Source organism: Mitsuaria sp. GD03876 (genome assembly GCF_029840635.1).
GTDB lineage: Bacteria > Pseudomonadota > Gammaproteobacteria > Burkholderiales > Burkholderiaceae_C > Roseateles.
Window position 1 is genome coordinate 15324 of the sequence record NZ_JAOCCU010000041.1, and the last position, 13924, is coordinate 29247.

The following is a 13924-nucleotide window of genomic DNA, read 5'->3' on the forward strand; positions in this document are numbered from 1 at the left end:
ACGGAACCGTCGGCCGGCTTTCAGTTCAACACAATGCGCAGGAATTGCGGATGCTGCGTCAGCGCATCCAGGTCCAGCACTTGCCAGCGCCGGCCCTGCCCGTCGCGCATGCGGGCAGGAGCGAAATCGGGATGGCCGGGCGCGTCGGGCTCGGCCTGCAGTTGTTCGTCGCCGCGCAGCCCCAGCAGCTGGTCCACCAGCAGCGCGCAGTTGATGCCCAGTTCCGGATTGACCGACACCATCCGGTGGGCCGAGGTCATCGGGACCGGACCGCGCAGGCCCAGGAAGGCCGCCAGGTCCACCACCGTGTGCAGGCCGCCGCGCAGGTTGGCCACGCCCAGCATCCACGGCTGGGTGTAGGGCACCGCCTGCAGCGGCACCGGCGTGAAGATCTCGCCGGACTGCTTGAGCGGCAGCAGCAGGCCCAGGCCCGCGCACTCCACCGCCAGCCAGCTCGCGGCCTGCGGCGCCTCGCGCGCCGCCTGCATGCGCTGCGCCAGCCGTTGTTGAAGTTCGCGCAGCGCTTGCTTGTTGGCCATGGTGTCAGCCCAGCGCCTTGATCTTGGCCAGCAGCTCGTCGGCCTTGACCGGCTTGACGACGTAGTCGCGCGCGCCCTGGCGCATGCCCCAGACCTTGTCGGTCTCCTGGTTCTTGCTGGTGCACATGATCACGGGCACGTCGGCGTAGCGCTCGTCGCGGGTGATCGCGCGGGTCAGCTGGAAGCCGTTCTGGCCGGGCATGACCACGTCCATCAGGATCAGGTCGGGTTTTTCCTCGGCCAGGCGCTTCATCGCCTCCTCGCCGTTCTCGGCGGTGCGGATGGCGAAACCGCGCTTGGTCAGCATGTCGCTCAGCGCGTGCAGCTCGGTCTTCGAATCGTCGACCAGCAGGATCTTGTGGATGGGCATGGGATCTCCCTCTTGCGCGGCTCGCGTCGATTCGCGTCGATGGATTCGTCGGTCGAGCCTGGCGTGAGCGTCGTTGAATGTCGTGTTGGGTCGTGGTGGGGAAGCCGCCGGTCGCGACGGTCAGCCTGCCCTGCGGTGCTGCTGCACGGCCTGCAGCAGCTGGTCCTTCGTGAACGGCTTGGTCAGGTAGTCCTGCGAGCCCACCATGCGTCCGCGGGCCTTGTCGAACAGCCCGTCCTTGGACGACAGCATGATCACCGGCACGGACGAGAACTGCGGATTGCGCTTGATGATGGCGCAGGTCTGGTAGCCGTCCAGGCGTGGCATCAGGATGTCGCAGAACACGAGATCGGGCTGATAGTCGCTCAGCTTGGCCAGCGCGTCGAAACCGTCCTCGGCCAGCACGACCTCGTGGCCGCCCTGCTTCAGGAAGATCTCGGCGCTGCGGCGGATCGTGTTGCTGTCGTCGATGACCAGCACCTTGGTCGCCATGCGGGGGCTCGCGCTCGAATCCAAGCTGTTCTCCGTATTGTTCAGATGTTGGTTGTCAGAGAAATTTCAGGCTCGCGACAAGCGAGGCGCCCTGAGGGTCCGCCGGGATGATCGAAGCGCCGGGCGCTTGCGAACCGTCGATGTGCGGGTCAGATCTGGACCATTTCGAAGTCCTCCTTGCGGGCGCCGCATTCGGGACAGGTCCAGTTCATGTCGACATCCTCCCAGCGCGTGCCGGCGGCGATTCCGTGTTCGGGGTCGCCCGCGGCCTCGTCATAGATCCAGCCGCAGATCAGGCACATCCAGGTCCTTGCTTCGCTCACGATGGGTTGACTTTGCATCACTACAATGATCGAAAGATTGTAGCCACGCCCCCGGTTCCACCCGGGGGGCGGAAGTACCGATGAAACAACAGTCGATTGCGGTGCTTCTTCACGTTACGTGCATCAGTTCACGGCTTCGCGCCGACCATCCATGAGCCGCCCAGACCCGCACCAACAAGATCCCCAGGACGCCGCCGCCATCGACGATCAGGACTCCCCGCCGCCGGCCTGCGTGATGAGCTTCAACGCGTCCGACCCCAGCGGCGCCGGCGGCAGCGCCGGCGACGTGGCCACGATCGCCGCCATGGGCGCCCATGCGCTGCCGGTGGTCACCGCCATCGTGATGCGCGACACGGCCGAGGTCTTCGACCACCAGACCCTGGACGGCGACTGCATCGTCGAGCAGGCCCGCTCCATCCTCGAGGACGTCCCGGTCGCCGCCTGGAAGGTCGGTTTCCTGGGCAGCGCCGAGGGCGTGTCCTCGGTCGCCGAGGTGCTGTCGGACTACCCCGACGTGCCGCTGGTGGCCTACCTGCCCAGCATCTCCTGGCTGGACGAGGAACAGCAGCAGAGCTACCTGGACGCGTTCCGCGAGCTGGTGCTGCCGCAGACGCTGGTGCTGGTGGGCAACCAGAAGACGCTGATCGACTGCCTGCTCCCGGACTGGGACGCCGACCGCCCGGCCTCGCCGCGCGAACTGGCCGTTGCTGCGCAGCAGCATGGCGCCGCGCACGTGCTGGTGACCGGCATCCAGCTGCCCAACCAGTACATCGACAACGTCCTGGCGAACGCCCAGGGCGCGATCACCGGCGAGAAGTTCGAGCGCTTCGAGGCCAGCTTCGTCGGCTCCGGCGACACGCTGTCGGCGGCGCTGGCGGCGCTGCTGTCGGTCGGCTCCGAGCCGCACGACGCCGTGGGCGAGGCGCTGGCCTTCCTGGACCAGTCGCTGGAGGCGGGTTTCCGCCCGGGCATGGGCAACGTGGTGCCGGACCGCTTCTTCTGGGCGCTGCCGCCCGGGGAGGAAGGCGAGGAAGACGCCACCGCGGCGCCGGCCGAGGAGATGACGATCGAGGAGCCGCCCAGCCGCGGCCCCCGCCGCATCCATTGAGACCCTCGAGGGCGCCCGCGCGGCGCCCTCGCCGTTTTTCCTGCATCCGATTGCCTTGCAGTACCGGAATTCCGATATGAGCCAGAACGAGACCCTGTTCGCCCGCGCCCAGCGCGTCATTCCCGGCGGCGTCAATTCCCCGGTGCGCGCGTTCCGCGCCGTCGGCGGCACGCCGCGCTTCATCACGCGCGGCGAAGGCGCGCACATCGTGGACGCCGACGGCAAGCGCTACATCGACTACATCGGCTCCTGGGGCCCGATGATCCTGGGCCACGGCCATCCGGCGGTCGTCGAGGCGGTCCGGAAAGCGGTGCTGGAGGGCTTCTCCTTCGGCGCGCCGACCGAGCGCGAGGTCGAGCTGGCCGAGGAGATCCTGTCGCTGGTGCCCAGCTGCGAGCAGGTCCGCCTGGTCAGCTCCGGCACCGAGGCCACGATGAGCGCGATCCGCCTGGCGCGCGGCGCGACGCAGCGCAACAAGTTCATCAAGTTCGAGGGCTGCTATCACGGCCACACCGACGCCCTGCTCGTGAAGGCGGGCTCGGGACTGGCGACCTTCGGCCATCCGACCTCGGCCGGCGTGCCCGAGGCGACGGCCCAGCACACCATCGTGCTGGAATACAACAACGTCGCCCAGCTGGACGAGGCCTTCGCGCTGCACGGCGCCGAACTGGCCTGCGTGATCGTCGAGCCGATCGCCGGCAACATGAATTTCGTGCGCGCCAGCGTGCCCTTCATGACCCGGCTGCGCGAGCTGTGCCGCCAGCACGGCGCGCTGCTGGTGCTGGACGAGGTGATGACCGGCTTCCGCGTCGGGCTGCGCAGCGCGCAGGGCGTGTACGCCGACCTGATCCCCGGCTTCGTGCCCGACATCAGCGTGTTCGGCAAGGTCATCGGCGGCGGCATGCCGCTGGCGGCCTTCGGCGCGAGCCGCGAGATCATGCGCCATCTCGCCCCGCTGGGCGGCGTCTACCAGGCCGGCACGCTGTCGGGCAACCCGGTGGCCACCGCCTGCGGCTTGGCCACGCTGCGCGAGATCCGCAAACCCGGCTTCTTCGAGGCCCTGTCGGCGCGCACGCGCCGGCTGGTGGACGGCCTGAAGGCGGTGGCGGCCGAGAACGGCGTGCCCTTCAGCGCCGATAACGAGGGCGGCATGTTCGGTTTCTTCCTGATGCAGGAGCTGCCGCAGAACTACACGACGGTGATGAGCACCGACAAGGAGCGCTTCAACCGCTTCTTCCACGGCATGCTGGATGCCGGTGTGTACCTGGCGCCGGCGCTGTACGAGGCGGGCTTCGTGTCCGCCGCGCACACCGATGCCGACATCGACGCCACGCTGGACGCCGCCCGCCGCGCCCTGCGCTGAGCGGCGTCGGCGGGGCCCGCCCCGGCAATTCCCGGGCCGGGTTGTCGCGATCTTTTCGTTTCGCGACAGGCATTACGCTTGCTTACCGCTTGGTACAGCAGCTGAGAGAGAGACATGCATATCCACATCCTTGGCATCTGCGGCACCTTCATGGGCGGCCTGGCGGCGCTCGCGCGCGAGGCCGGCCACACGGTGACCGGCTGCGACGCCAACGTCTATCCGCCGATGTCGACGCAGCTCGAGGCGCTGGGCATCGAGCTGATCCAGGGTTTCGGTGCCGAGCAGCTGGCGCTGAAGCCGGACCTGTTCGTCATCGGCAACGTGGTGACGCGCTCCTCGGAGGGCCGCTTCCCGCTGATGGAGGCGATCCTGGACGCCGGCCTGCCCTACACCAGCGGCCCGCAATGGCTGGCCGAGCACGTGCTGCAGGGCAAACACGTGCTGGCGGTGGCCGGCACGCACGGCAAGACCTCGACGACCTCGATGCTGGCCTGGATCCTGGAATCGGCCGGCCTCGCGCCCGGCTTCCTGATCGGCGGCGTGCCGCAGAACTTCGGCGTCTCGGCGCGGCTGGGCGGCGGCAAGTGCTTCGTCATCGAGGCCGACGAGTACGACACCGCCTTCTTCGACAAGCGCAGCAAGTTCGTCCACTACCGGCCGCGCACGGCGATCCTGAACAACCTCGAGCACGACCACGCCGACATCTTCCCGGACCTGGCGGCGATCGAGACCCAGTTCCACCACCTGGTGCGGACGGTGCCGGCGTCGGGCCGGCTGGTGGTGAACGCGCGCGAGGAATCGCTGCAGCGGGTGCTGTCGCGCGGCTGCTGGAGCGATGTGCAACGCTTCGGCGCGCGCAAGGAAGAACCCGGCGCGCTGCGCGCCCGCGGCGAGCCCCAGTCCTTCGACGTCCTGCGCGGCAGCCTGAAGGTCGGCCACGTGACCTGGGAGCTGCTGGGCGAGCACAACCAGCTCAACGCGCTGGCGGCGATCGCCGCGGCGGAGCATGTCGGCGTCGATCCGGAGCAGGCGGCGCAGGCGCTGGGCGGCTTCAAGAACGTGCGTCGCCGGCTGGAACTGCGCGGCGAGGCCGGCGGCGTGAAGGTCTACGACGACTTCGCCCACCACCCGACGGCGATCCACACGACCATCGACGGCCTGCGCCGGCGCATCGCGCCGCAGGAACGGATCCTGGCGGTGTTCGAGCCCCGCTCCAACACGATGAAGCTCGGGACGATGAAGGCGCAGCTGCCCTGGGCGCTGGAGGAGGCGGACCTGAGCTTCTGCAACCAGGACGGCCTGAGCTGGGACGCCCGCGAGGCGCTGGCGCCGCTGGGCGAGCAGGGACTGGTCGGCGCGGACGTCGACGACCTGGTGGCGATGGTCAAGCGCGCGGCCCGGCCCGGCGACCATGTGCTGTGCATGAGCAACGGCGGCTTCGGCGGCATCCACGAGAAGCTGCTGGACGCGCTGAAGTAAACCGGCGATCCTGCGCCCCGCGCGCGCAAGCGCCCCCCGCGGAGGGACGCAGGCATGGCGCCTGCCCTCCCCCCGCCCCAACGACTCGAGGAGCGACGACACGATGAGTGGTCCTGGCAAGCTGGTGCCCGCGCTGCAGAACCGGTCCTTCCTGTGCCTGCTGGCGCTGGTGACGGTGGCGTTCGGCTGGATCCTGTGGCCGATGCTGAGCGCGGTGCTGTGGGCGGTGGCGCTGGCCATCGTGTTCCAGCCGCTGTACCGGCGGCTGCTGCGCAAGACGCGGCGTACCGGGCTGTCCTCGGGACTGACGATCCTGGTGATCCTGCTGCTGGTGGTGCTGCCGCTGACCTACGTGATGGGCGCGCTGGTGCGCGAGGCGGCGGTCGTCTTCGAGATGGTGAAGTCGGGCAAGTTCAACTTCGGCACCTACGTGGCGCAGGTCTACGCGGCGCTGCCGGCCTGGCTGCTGGAGGTGCTGGAGCGGCTCGGCCTGCACGACCTGTCCAACCTGCAGGAGAAGCTGGGCAGCGCGCTGAACCAGGGCAGCCAGTTCATGGCGACCAAGGCGCTGGGCTTCGGGCAGGACACCTTCGACTTCCTGGTGAGCTTCTTCGTGATGCTCTACCTGCTGTTCTTCCTGCTGCGCGACGGCGAGCAGCTGTCGCTGCGCATCCGCGACGCGCTGCCGCTGCAGGACTCGTACAAGCGCCAGCTCGGCGAGAAGTTCCGGACGGTGATCCGCGCGACGGTCAAGGGCAACATCGCGGTCGCGGCGATCCAGGGCGCGCTGGGCGGCTTCGCGTTCTGGGTGCTGGGCATCCACGCGCCGGTGCTGTGGGCGGTGCTGATGGCCTTCCTGTCGCTGCTGCCGGCGGTGGGCGCGGCGCTGGTGTGGGCGCCGGTGGCGATCTACCTGCTGGCGACCGGGCAGATCGCCTCGGGCGTGGGGCTGATCCTGTTCGGCACGCTGGTGATCGGGCTGGTGGACAACCTGCTGCGGCCGCTGCTGGTGGGCAAGGACACCAAGATGCCGGACTACGTCGTGCTGCTGTCGACGCTGGGCGGGATGGCGGTGTTCGGGATCAACGGCTTCGTGATCGGCCCGCTGATCGCGGCGATGTTCATCGCCGTCTGGGACATCGTGGCCGCCGAGCGGCGGTATCCGGTCGGCGACCCGCACTGACGATCTTCCCGACCCGCGACGGATCGCGGGACCCAACGCAAAGGGCCGGCATTCGCCGGCCCTTTGTCCTTGTCGCCCGGGCTTCCTGCCTGGGCGAAACGGCGGCCGGAGCCGCCGCCCGATCGCGCGCTCAGGTGCGCGTCATCGTCGCCTTGAGCACGCTGCTGAGCATGTCCAGGCTCTCGGCCAGGTGGGCGCGCGTTTCCGGCGAGCCCTTGCCCTGCGCGGCGCGCAGGTCGCCCTGCAGCTGCACCGCGTGCAGGCGCAGCATCGCGTAGGCATCGGCGAACTGCCCCGACGCCGCGCCGCCCTTGGTCAGGTTGGCCTGCAGGCGGCGCAGGTACTCGCGCTGCAGGTTGCGGCGCAGCGGGTCGATCTCGGCGCCGGTCTTGAGCTCGCTCCAGATCGAGGCCTGCAGCGTGCCGTAGACCTCGTTGATCGAGATCAGGCCCTTGCGCTGCGACGCCGGCACGTAGTTCGGCAGTTCCATCAGGCGGATCGCCGTCTGCGCCTGCAGCAGGCGGTCCAGCGAGCCCAGCTGCACCCGCGCCACCGCCGCCGGGATGTTGACGAAGCCCGCCCGCATGAACTCGACGTAGTCCGTCGTGATCGAGGTCATGAACTCCGGCTTGAAGCGGAAGCTGTCGGCGCTGAAGATGCCCTGCGCCAGGAAGCGCAGCGCCTCGCGCTGCTTGGCCGGATCGACCGGGCGCATCGCCGCGACCGCCGAGCCCGGCACGTCGCGGTGCGTGTACATGCCGCCGACGTACTTGCCCACCAGGTCCGACGCGCGCGCCAGCTGGTTGAAGCCCGCGGCCAGCTGGCGGCGCTGGCGCAGCGGATCGTCGGAGGACAGCGCCGGACGGCTCTGCACCCGCGTCCACAGCTCCTGCGTCAGCTTGAGCCGCTTGCGGAAGTACGCCAGCGGGTCGTCGCCCAGGTCGAAGCGGTTGATCGTCGGGTCCATGCCGTCGAACGGGCCGAAGCCGCCGGCGTCGGTGTCGTCCGCGTAGGCCAGGCCCGGCTGCGTGTTGCGCGCGGCGATGCGGCCCAGCTCGGCGCCTTCCTGCTCGCGCGGCACCTGCTTGTAGGCGTACTCGATCGCCCAGTAGTCGTAGGCGCCCAGCGTGGTGTTGTTGTAGGTGGTCGGCGCCTCGCCCTCGAGCGGGATGTTGTAGGCGTTGTAGTCCATCACCGAGGCCGAGATGCCGTGCGTGTCGGTCCAGGCCTTGTCCTTGAGCTGCGCCTGCGAGACCTGCGTCGAGGCCTTGAAGTTGTGCTTCAGGCCCAGCGTGTGACCCACCTCATGCATGATCACGTCCTTGATCCGCGCCTGGATGAAGGCGTCGGCCTCGGGGCTGTCGGGGGCGATCTCGCCGCGGGCCTCGAGGATGTCGAGCGCGAAGTCCATCTCCGACGCCGCGTCGTGCGCGTAGGTGCAGTAGGTCGCGTTGCGGCCCTCGCGCCAGCCCTTGTTCAGCGCGGCCAGCGCCTGCGCTTCCTCGGCCAGCGACGACACCATCTGGCCGTTCATGCCGCGCGGCGCGTCCTCGCTGATGAAGGCGCGGCCGCCGCGGGCGAACACGTCGCTCATGCCGATGTCGGCGTCCAGGATCTCGCCGCTGCGCGGGTCGACGTGGCTCGGGCCGATCGCGAAGCCCACGTCCGAGCCGACGAACCAGCGGATCGACGCGTGCGACGCGTCCATGTTGTCCCAGTCGGCGTCATCGGGCTGCTGCTTGGCCACGACCGCGTTCTTGAAGCCGATCTTCTCGAAGGCCTTGTTCCATTCCAGGATGCCGGCCTCGACCGCGGGGCGGTACTTCGGCGGGATGTTCTTGTCCATCCAGTAGACGATCGGCTGCACCGGCTCGGACAGCTCCGCCGCCGGATCCTTCTTCTCCAGGCGCCAGCGGTTGATGTAGTGCACCCGCGGGTTGGCCTTCAGGTCGTCGCTCAGGTCGGTGAAGGTCTGGGTGAAGTGACCCAGCCGGCCGTCGGCGCGGCGGGCGGCCATCTGCTCGGCCGGCAGCGCGCGGAAGTTGTAGACGAAGCCCATGAACATCGAGCGCGGGTCCGGCAGCGCCTGCGGCGGCGTGGGCACCGGCACCGGCGGGGCCACCAGCGGCGGCGCCGGGATGCGCGGCGTGAAGTAGTGGACCTTGGCGTTGAGCGTGGTCAGCTGCTCGTCGGCGCGGGTCAGCTCGAAGTGCGAGTTGGCGCGGTCGACGTTGTAGGGCAGCCGGTAGGCCATCTCCAGCCGCGTGGACATGCCGGGGATGTCGCTGAGCAGCATCGCGGCGTCGACCAGGAAGGCCTTGCGCTCCGGATGGTCCGCGCTGGCGACCGGGCCGGCGGCCAGCAGGCTGGGCGAGAACGCTTCCTCGGCGGCGCGCTTGCCGCCGCCCTCGGCGCGGAACTCGGTGTTCAGCGCCACCAGCTGGATCGTGTTGCCGATGCGGCGCCACTCGGCCAGCACGTCCGGGCCCATCTGGCTGGCGTAGAAGCCGCGTTCGCCGATGGAGCTGGAGATGTTGATGGTGAACAGGAAGGGCTTGTTCAGCATCGCGCGCGGGATCTCGAGCCAGACCTTCTCGTCCTTGCGCAGGATGGGGAACAGGCCGTCGTCGCGCTTGGCGTCGCGGCTGACCTCGGCGAAGGGCTTGGGCGCGGTCGGGTCGGCGGGGGGACGCGCGGTCATCGGCGACGGGCCGCCGGGCTGGCCCGGCGCGCCCGAGGCGGCGGAGGCCGGCGGCTGCGCGGCCTGGGCGGCCGGCGCGGAGGCGGTGGAGGTGCCGGTCGTGCCGGGGGTGGCGCAGGCGGTCAGCAGCAGCGCCGCGGCCGCGATGGCCGTCAGCTGGATCGTGTCCCTGTTGATCATGGATCTGTGGTGTCGGCGGTCCGTCCGGGGTGTCCGGCCGGGCCCGGTTGAGAAAGCGGGCGCCGCGGTCCTCTTGCCGCGTGCGCCCCGGTGAAGCGGGCAATGTGCGGGGCGGGGGCCCCCGCGTCAATGCGCACTAACGAGCGCGCGATCCTCGCGAACCGCGCGCCTGGCGATGATCGCCCAGCCCGGCACCCGTGCCGGAAGTGACCCGCCCGGATGGCGGAGGGCGCGCGCCTACACTGCCCGCCCATGAGCGACCACCCCTTCCCGCCGGTCTCCCCCGCGCCCGCGCGCCGCACCCACCTGCTCTACCTGCACGGCTTCCGCTCGTCGCCGCGGTCGGCCAAGGCGCAGCGGATGGCGCGCTGGACCGCGGACCACCGGCCGGACCTGGTGTTCGCCAGTCCGCAGCTGCCGCCGTCGCCGCGCGAGGCGATGGCGCTCGTCGAGGCGCTGGTCCGCGACTGGCCGCGCGACACGATGGCGGTGATGGGAAGCTCGCTCGGCGGCTTCTACGCCACCTGGGTCGCGCAGCGCACCGGCGCGCGGACCGCGCTGCTGAATCCGGCGGTCGACCCGGCCCGCGACCTCGCGAACTACATCGGCGAGCAGACCTGCTGGCAAAACCCCGAGGAGCACTTCTACTTCCAGCCCGGGTTCGTCGACGAGCTCCGCGCGCTGGACGCCGGCGAGCTCGCGTTCCCCGACCGGATGATGGCGGTGATCGCCAAGGGCGACGAGGTGCTGGACTGGCGCGAGATGCAGGCGCGCTACGCGGCCTGCCGGATCAAGCTGCTCGAGGGCGGCGACCACGGGCTCGCGGACTTCGACGACCACCTCGACGAGCTCACCGCGTTCCTGGGTCTCTGAGGCGGCACGGGCGGCGCCAACGCGACGTCGACGCGCCCCCCGCTCCTTCGGCGCGACGGCAACGTCAACGTCGCCAGTTCGCCTCGTCAACACCTCGCCTCGTCAGCGCAGCTGCAGCAGCACGCCCCAGTGCTGCTGGTTCAGGTCGGACTTCTCGCAGCTCGCGTCCTCGGCGCACGGGCTGCCGGGCCGGGGCCGGTTCATCGGCGCGCCGGCGTAGTGGCGCCGGGCGAGCAGCCCCGCCTCGTTGACCATCAGCTGGCGCCGCGTGACGGCCTGCAGCACGTTGCCGCCGATCGACTCGATCTTCAGCGCCTTCGGATCGACCGACACCACCACGTCGCAATGCGACTTGGTGCGCCCGTCGAGTTCGCCGGCGCGCGCCTGCCAGTCGGCGAAGGTCTCGAGCACCCGCTGCCCGCGCGAGTAGCAGATCAAATCGCCGACCCGCGGCGCCGTGCGCCGGATGTCGCAGGCACGGAACGCGTAGCCGGGCTCGTCGCGCAGCGCGCCGGCGATGTAGACCGCGTGCGCGCCGGCGAAGTGGAAGGCCTGGTCGCTCAGGCCGGCCTCGTGCATGACGAACGAGATGAAGGCGCCGGACCAGGGCGAGTCGGCGATGGCGGCGCGCACCAGCGCCTCGCGGAGCTGCTCGGCCCGCGGCGCGTCGGCGGGCACGGCGGCCAGCAGCGCACCGACGGACTCGACACGGCTCGGTGACGCGGACGCGGGGTCGTCGAGCAGCGACGGCGCCCATTTGAAGTCGCGATGGCCGGCGGTGCCGGGCCGGTGCTGCTCCAGCGTCTGCCAGTAGGTCCAGACGCGCCGCCACGCGTAGCGGTCGGCGGGCGGCGCCGCGTCGCCCTCGGCGGCGCGCAGCGGCTCGGTCTCAGTCTCCACCGAGCCGAACTTCCACAGCCGCCCGTGGGCATCGATGCGATGGCCGTTGAAGCGTTGGTACTCCGCCATCGCGATCGACGCGATGCGCGCGCCGAGCGCCGGCGCGGGGCCGGGCGCCTCGCAGGACTGCGCGGCGGCGCCGAACGAGGCGACGAGCGGCACGACCGCGAGCGCGGCGTGAACGAGGAAGCGAGCCGGCGAGCGGCGGGACGAATGGCGGGGCGAGCGCCGCGGCGGACGGAAAGCAGGCATCGGAGCGCGAAGGCATCGTGAGGTCGCGCGGATTGTGAAAGCGCGGCGCCCCGCGTCCCATGCCAATCGACGGGACGGGCATTCCCGGCGGCTATCGCCGCAGGATCCGCGGTCTGCGCCAATGCATCCAGCGCCGATCGCGCCCGGCTCGATCAAGGAGCGCCCGCGCCGCGTGGCCGACTACTTTCTCCGGCCCGTCGCGCGCAGCACCAGCACCGTCAACACCACCGTCAACAACACGATCATGCTGACGACGACCCAGAACCCGTGCTTGTCCTCGAGCAGCGGCAACCCGCCGACGTTCATGCCGAACAGGCCGCTGATCAGGTTGATCGGCAGCGCCAGCACCGTCACCATCGTCAGCACGTACAGCGTCTGGTTGTTCTCCTGCGCGACCCGGGCCGAGGTCTCGTCCTGCACCGCGCGGATGCGTTCCTGCAGCGCCTGGATGTCGCGCAGCACCAGCGCGAATTCCTCGCTCGCCTGCTGCAGCTGCTGCTTGTCCTGCTCGGCCACCCACTCGGGCGGGTTGGACAGCATCCGCAGCAGCGCGCTCGGTTCCGGCGCCAGCAGCCGCTGCAGCCGCACCATCAGCCGGCGCAGCGCGGCGACCTCGGTCTCATGGCCGACGTGGCGGCCGGCGAGCAGCGCATCCTCGATGTCGTCCACGCGCTCGGTGGCCTGGCGCACGATGCGCTGCAGCTCGTCGGCCTGGTCGCGCAGCAGGTGGTCCAGCAGCGCGACGCTGGAACGCGGCCGGTCGCCGCGCTTGATCGCCATGCGCAGCCGGTCCACCGAGCGCAGCGGCGCGCGCCGCACGCTCAGCACGAGGTGCTCGCTGACCTGCATCCACAGCGACGAGACGTCGCCGACGTCGAAGGCGAAATCGAAGGTCACGTCGTTGAGCACCGCGAAGAGGTGGTCGCCGACGCGCTCGATGCGCGAGGAGCGCGAGCCCTGCTGCTGCGCCTCGTCGAAGCTCTCGGCCAGCGCCGCGTTGCGCCGCAGCCAGGGCAGCGCGCCGGCATGTGCCAGGTTCAGGTGCAGCCACAGGAAGCCGCCCTCGGGCCGCGCCAGCCGCGCCTGCGCCTGGGCGAGCGTGGGCAGCGCCTCGGTCGGCCGCTCCGGGTGGATCCAGAAGCCGCAGATCAGCCCGTGCTCGTCGCCGCCGTACGGGGCGTCCAGCCCGCGCACGGGCTGCGGAAGGTCATTCGTCGCCATCCGCGGATGGTAGATGGGCAATGACGTCACCCATGCGAAGGCGGGCGCCGGTCTGCAAGCTCGGCGACAGGTTCACGCCGGGCGGCAGGAACACGATGATGGTCGAGCCCTGCTCGAACCAGCCCATCTCCTCGCCGCGCGCGTGGTCGTGGCCGACGTCGAAGCGGTGCGGCCCCGGATGGTCCGGCCGCAGCGTCAGGTCCAGCGCGTGCAGCCGCAGGCTGGCCACCAGGATCGCCGCCACCGGCACCAGCGCCACCGGCGTGCCGTCGGGCAGCGTGCACTCGATCGCGGCGCGGACGTTGCGGCAGAACAGGCGCTCGACCCGCTTGAGCGCGATCGGGTTGACGTTCCAGGTGTCGCCGGTGATGTGCGTCACGCGCTGGATCCGCAGGTCGGCCGGCGCGTGGAAGCGGTGGTACATCGCGGAGGTCAGCCGCAGCGTCAGGTAGGTGCCGTTCAGGTAGGGCGCGGCGCGGGTGGCGTCGCCGAAGAGCTCGGCGATGCGGTAGTCCATGCCCTTGGCCTGCAGCGCCATGCCGCGCTCGACCCGGCCGTGGGCGCCGACGATCGCGTCGCAGGGGCTGACGATCGTGCCTGGCGTCGTGTCGACGGTGCGGCGTCCCGGCTTCAGCCGGCGCGTGAAGACGTCGCGCAGCGAGCGGTAGCCGTGCGCCGGGGGGTCGGCCTCGCTCAGGTCCAGGTCGGTGAACAGCCGCCAGACCGCGACGCTCAGCCGCGTCAGCCAGGGGTTGTCGATGCGGCTGTACCAGCCCATGAAGCGCGTCAGCGCCAGGCGCGGCACCCGGTTGGTGAGGAGGAAGTTGAGGTCTTCCTGCTGGGTCAGCCGATCGATCCAGCGCGCCGATTTCATGGACATGTCAATTCCGTCGGATACATATCTCCGTAATTTGCCAATGCTGTGTGACAGCTGAACGAG

General features: G+C 70.3%; 13 protein-coding genes. 5 read left to right on the forward strand and 8 right to left on the reverse strand.

Translation table 11 applies throughout. The features are described 5' to 3' along the window. Positions 1-20 precede the first annotated feature (20 nt). From N5D62_RS21830 to N5D62_RS21845, 4 genes are all read right to left on the reverse strand, one after another. Positions 21-539: a chemotaxis protein CheW gene (locus N5D62_RS21830; protein WP_279760002.1), complete on the reverse strand. Its 519-nt coding sequence runs from the start codon at positions 537-539 to the stop codon at positions 21-23. A gap of 4 nt (positions 540-543) precedes the next feature. Further along, entirely contained in the window at positions 544-909 is a 366-nt protein-coding gene (locus tag N5D62_RS21835) for a response regulator (RefSeq protein WP_279760003.1), read from the reverse strand. Between the two features lie 120 nt (positions 910-1029). Next, the gene (locus tag N5D62_RS21840) at positions 1030-1401 is read right to left on the reverse strand and encodes a response regulator (RefSeq protein ID WP_279760004.1); all 372 of its coding nucleotides are present in this window, start codon (positions 1399-1401) and stop codon (positions 1030-1032) included. A gap of 149 nt (positions 1402-1550) precedes the next feature. Then, entirely contained in the window at positions 1551-1742 is a 192-nt protein-coding gene (locus N5D62_RS21845; RefSeq protein WP_084452486.1) for a rubredoxin, read from the reverse strand. A gap of 133 nt (positions 1743-1875) precedes the next feature. On the opposite strand from N5D62_RS21845, the gene N5D62_RS21850 reads away from it, so the two are divergent. The 4 genes from N5D62_RS21850 to N5D62_RS21865 all read left to right on the forward strand — a co-directional run bounded on the left by N5D62_RS21850 (position 1876) and on the right by N5D62_RS21865 (position 6857). Continuing rightward, positions 1876-2832, forward strand: coding sequence for a bifunctional hydroxymethylpyrimidine kinase/phosphomethylpyrimidine kinase (locus N5D62_RS21850; RefSeq protein WP_279760005.1), 957 nt, complete (start codon positions 1876-1878; stop codon positions 2830-2832). 76 nt (positions 2833-2908) lie between these two features. Beyond that, the gene (gene hemL / locus N5D62_RS21855) at positions 2909-4195 is read left to right on the forward strand and encodes a glutamate-1-semialdehyde 2,1-aminomutase (protein ID WP_279760006.1); all 1287 of its coding nucleotides are present in this window, start codon (positions 2909-2911) and stop codon (positions 4193-4195) included. A gap of 114 nt (positions 4196-4309) precedes the next feature. Continuing rightward, positions 4310-5674, forward strand: coding sequence for a UDP-N-acetylmuramate:L-alanyl-gamma-D-glutamyl-meso-diaminopimelate ligase (mpl, locus tag N5D62_RS21860; RefSeq protein ID WP_279760007.1), 1365 nt, complete (start codon positions 4310-4312; stop codon positions 5672-5674). Between the two features lie 103 nt (positions 5675-5777). Further along, entirely contained in the window at positions 5778-6857 is a 1080-nt protein-coding gene (locus tag N5D62_RS21865) for an AI-2E family transporter (protein WP_279760008.1), read from the forward strand. Positions 6858-6987: 130 nt separating this feature from the next. On the opposite strand, the gene N5D62_RS21870 is transcribed toward N5D62_RS21865, so the two are convergent. Continuing rightward, positions 6988-9738 (reverse strand): zinc-dependent metalloprotease, encoded by a 2751-nt coding sequence (locus tag N5D62_RS21870; protein ID WP_279760009.1) that lies wholly within the window; start codon positions 9736-9738, stop codon positions 6988-6990. A 252-nt stretch (positions 9739-9990) separates the two neighbouring features. Here N5D62_RS21870 and N5D62_RS21875 point away from each other — a divergent pair, with 252 nt between their 5' ends. Then, positions 9991-10611, forward strand: coding sequence for a YqiA/YcfP family alpha/beta fold hydrolase (locus tag N5D62_RS21875; RefSeq protein ID WP_279760010.1), 621 nt, complete (start codon positions 9991-9993; stop codon positions 10609-10611). 102 nt (positions 10612-10713) lie between these two features. Here the strand turns inward: N5D62_RS21875 and N5D62_RS21880 are convergent, their stop codons facing one another. The 3 genes from N5D62_RS21880 to asd all read right to left on the reverse strand — a co-directional run bounded on the left by N5D62_RS21880 (position 10714) and on the right by asd (position 13864). Further along, a complete protein-coding gene (locus tag N5D62_RS21880; RefSeq protein ID WP_279760011.1) occupies positions 10714-11763 on the reverse strand; it encodes a DUF2272 domain-containing protein in 1050 nt (349 codons plus the stop codon). Between the two features lie 180 nt (positions 11764-11943). Then, entirely contained in the window at positions 11944-12984 is a 1041-nt protein-coding gene (locus tag N5D62_RS21885) for a transporter (RefSeq protein WP_279760012.1), read from the reverse strand. Next, positions 12971-13864: an archaetidylserine decarboxylase gene (asd, locus tag N5D62_RS21890; RefSeq protein WP_279760013.1), complete on the reverse strand. Its 894-nt coding sequence runs from the start codon at positions 13862-13864 to the stop codon at positions 12971-12973. The genes N5D62_RS21885 and asd overlap by 14 nt, the downstream gene beginning before the upstream one ends. Between the last annotated feature and the right edge of the window lie 60 nt (positions 13865-13924).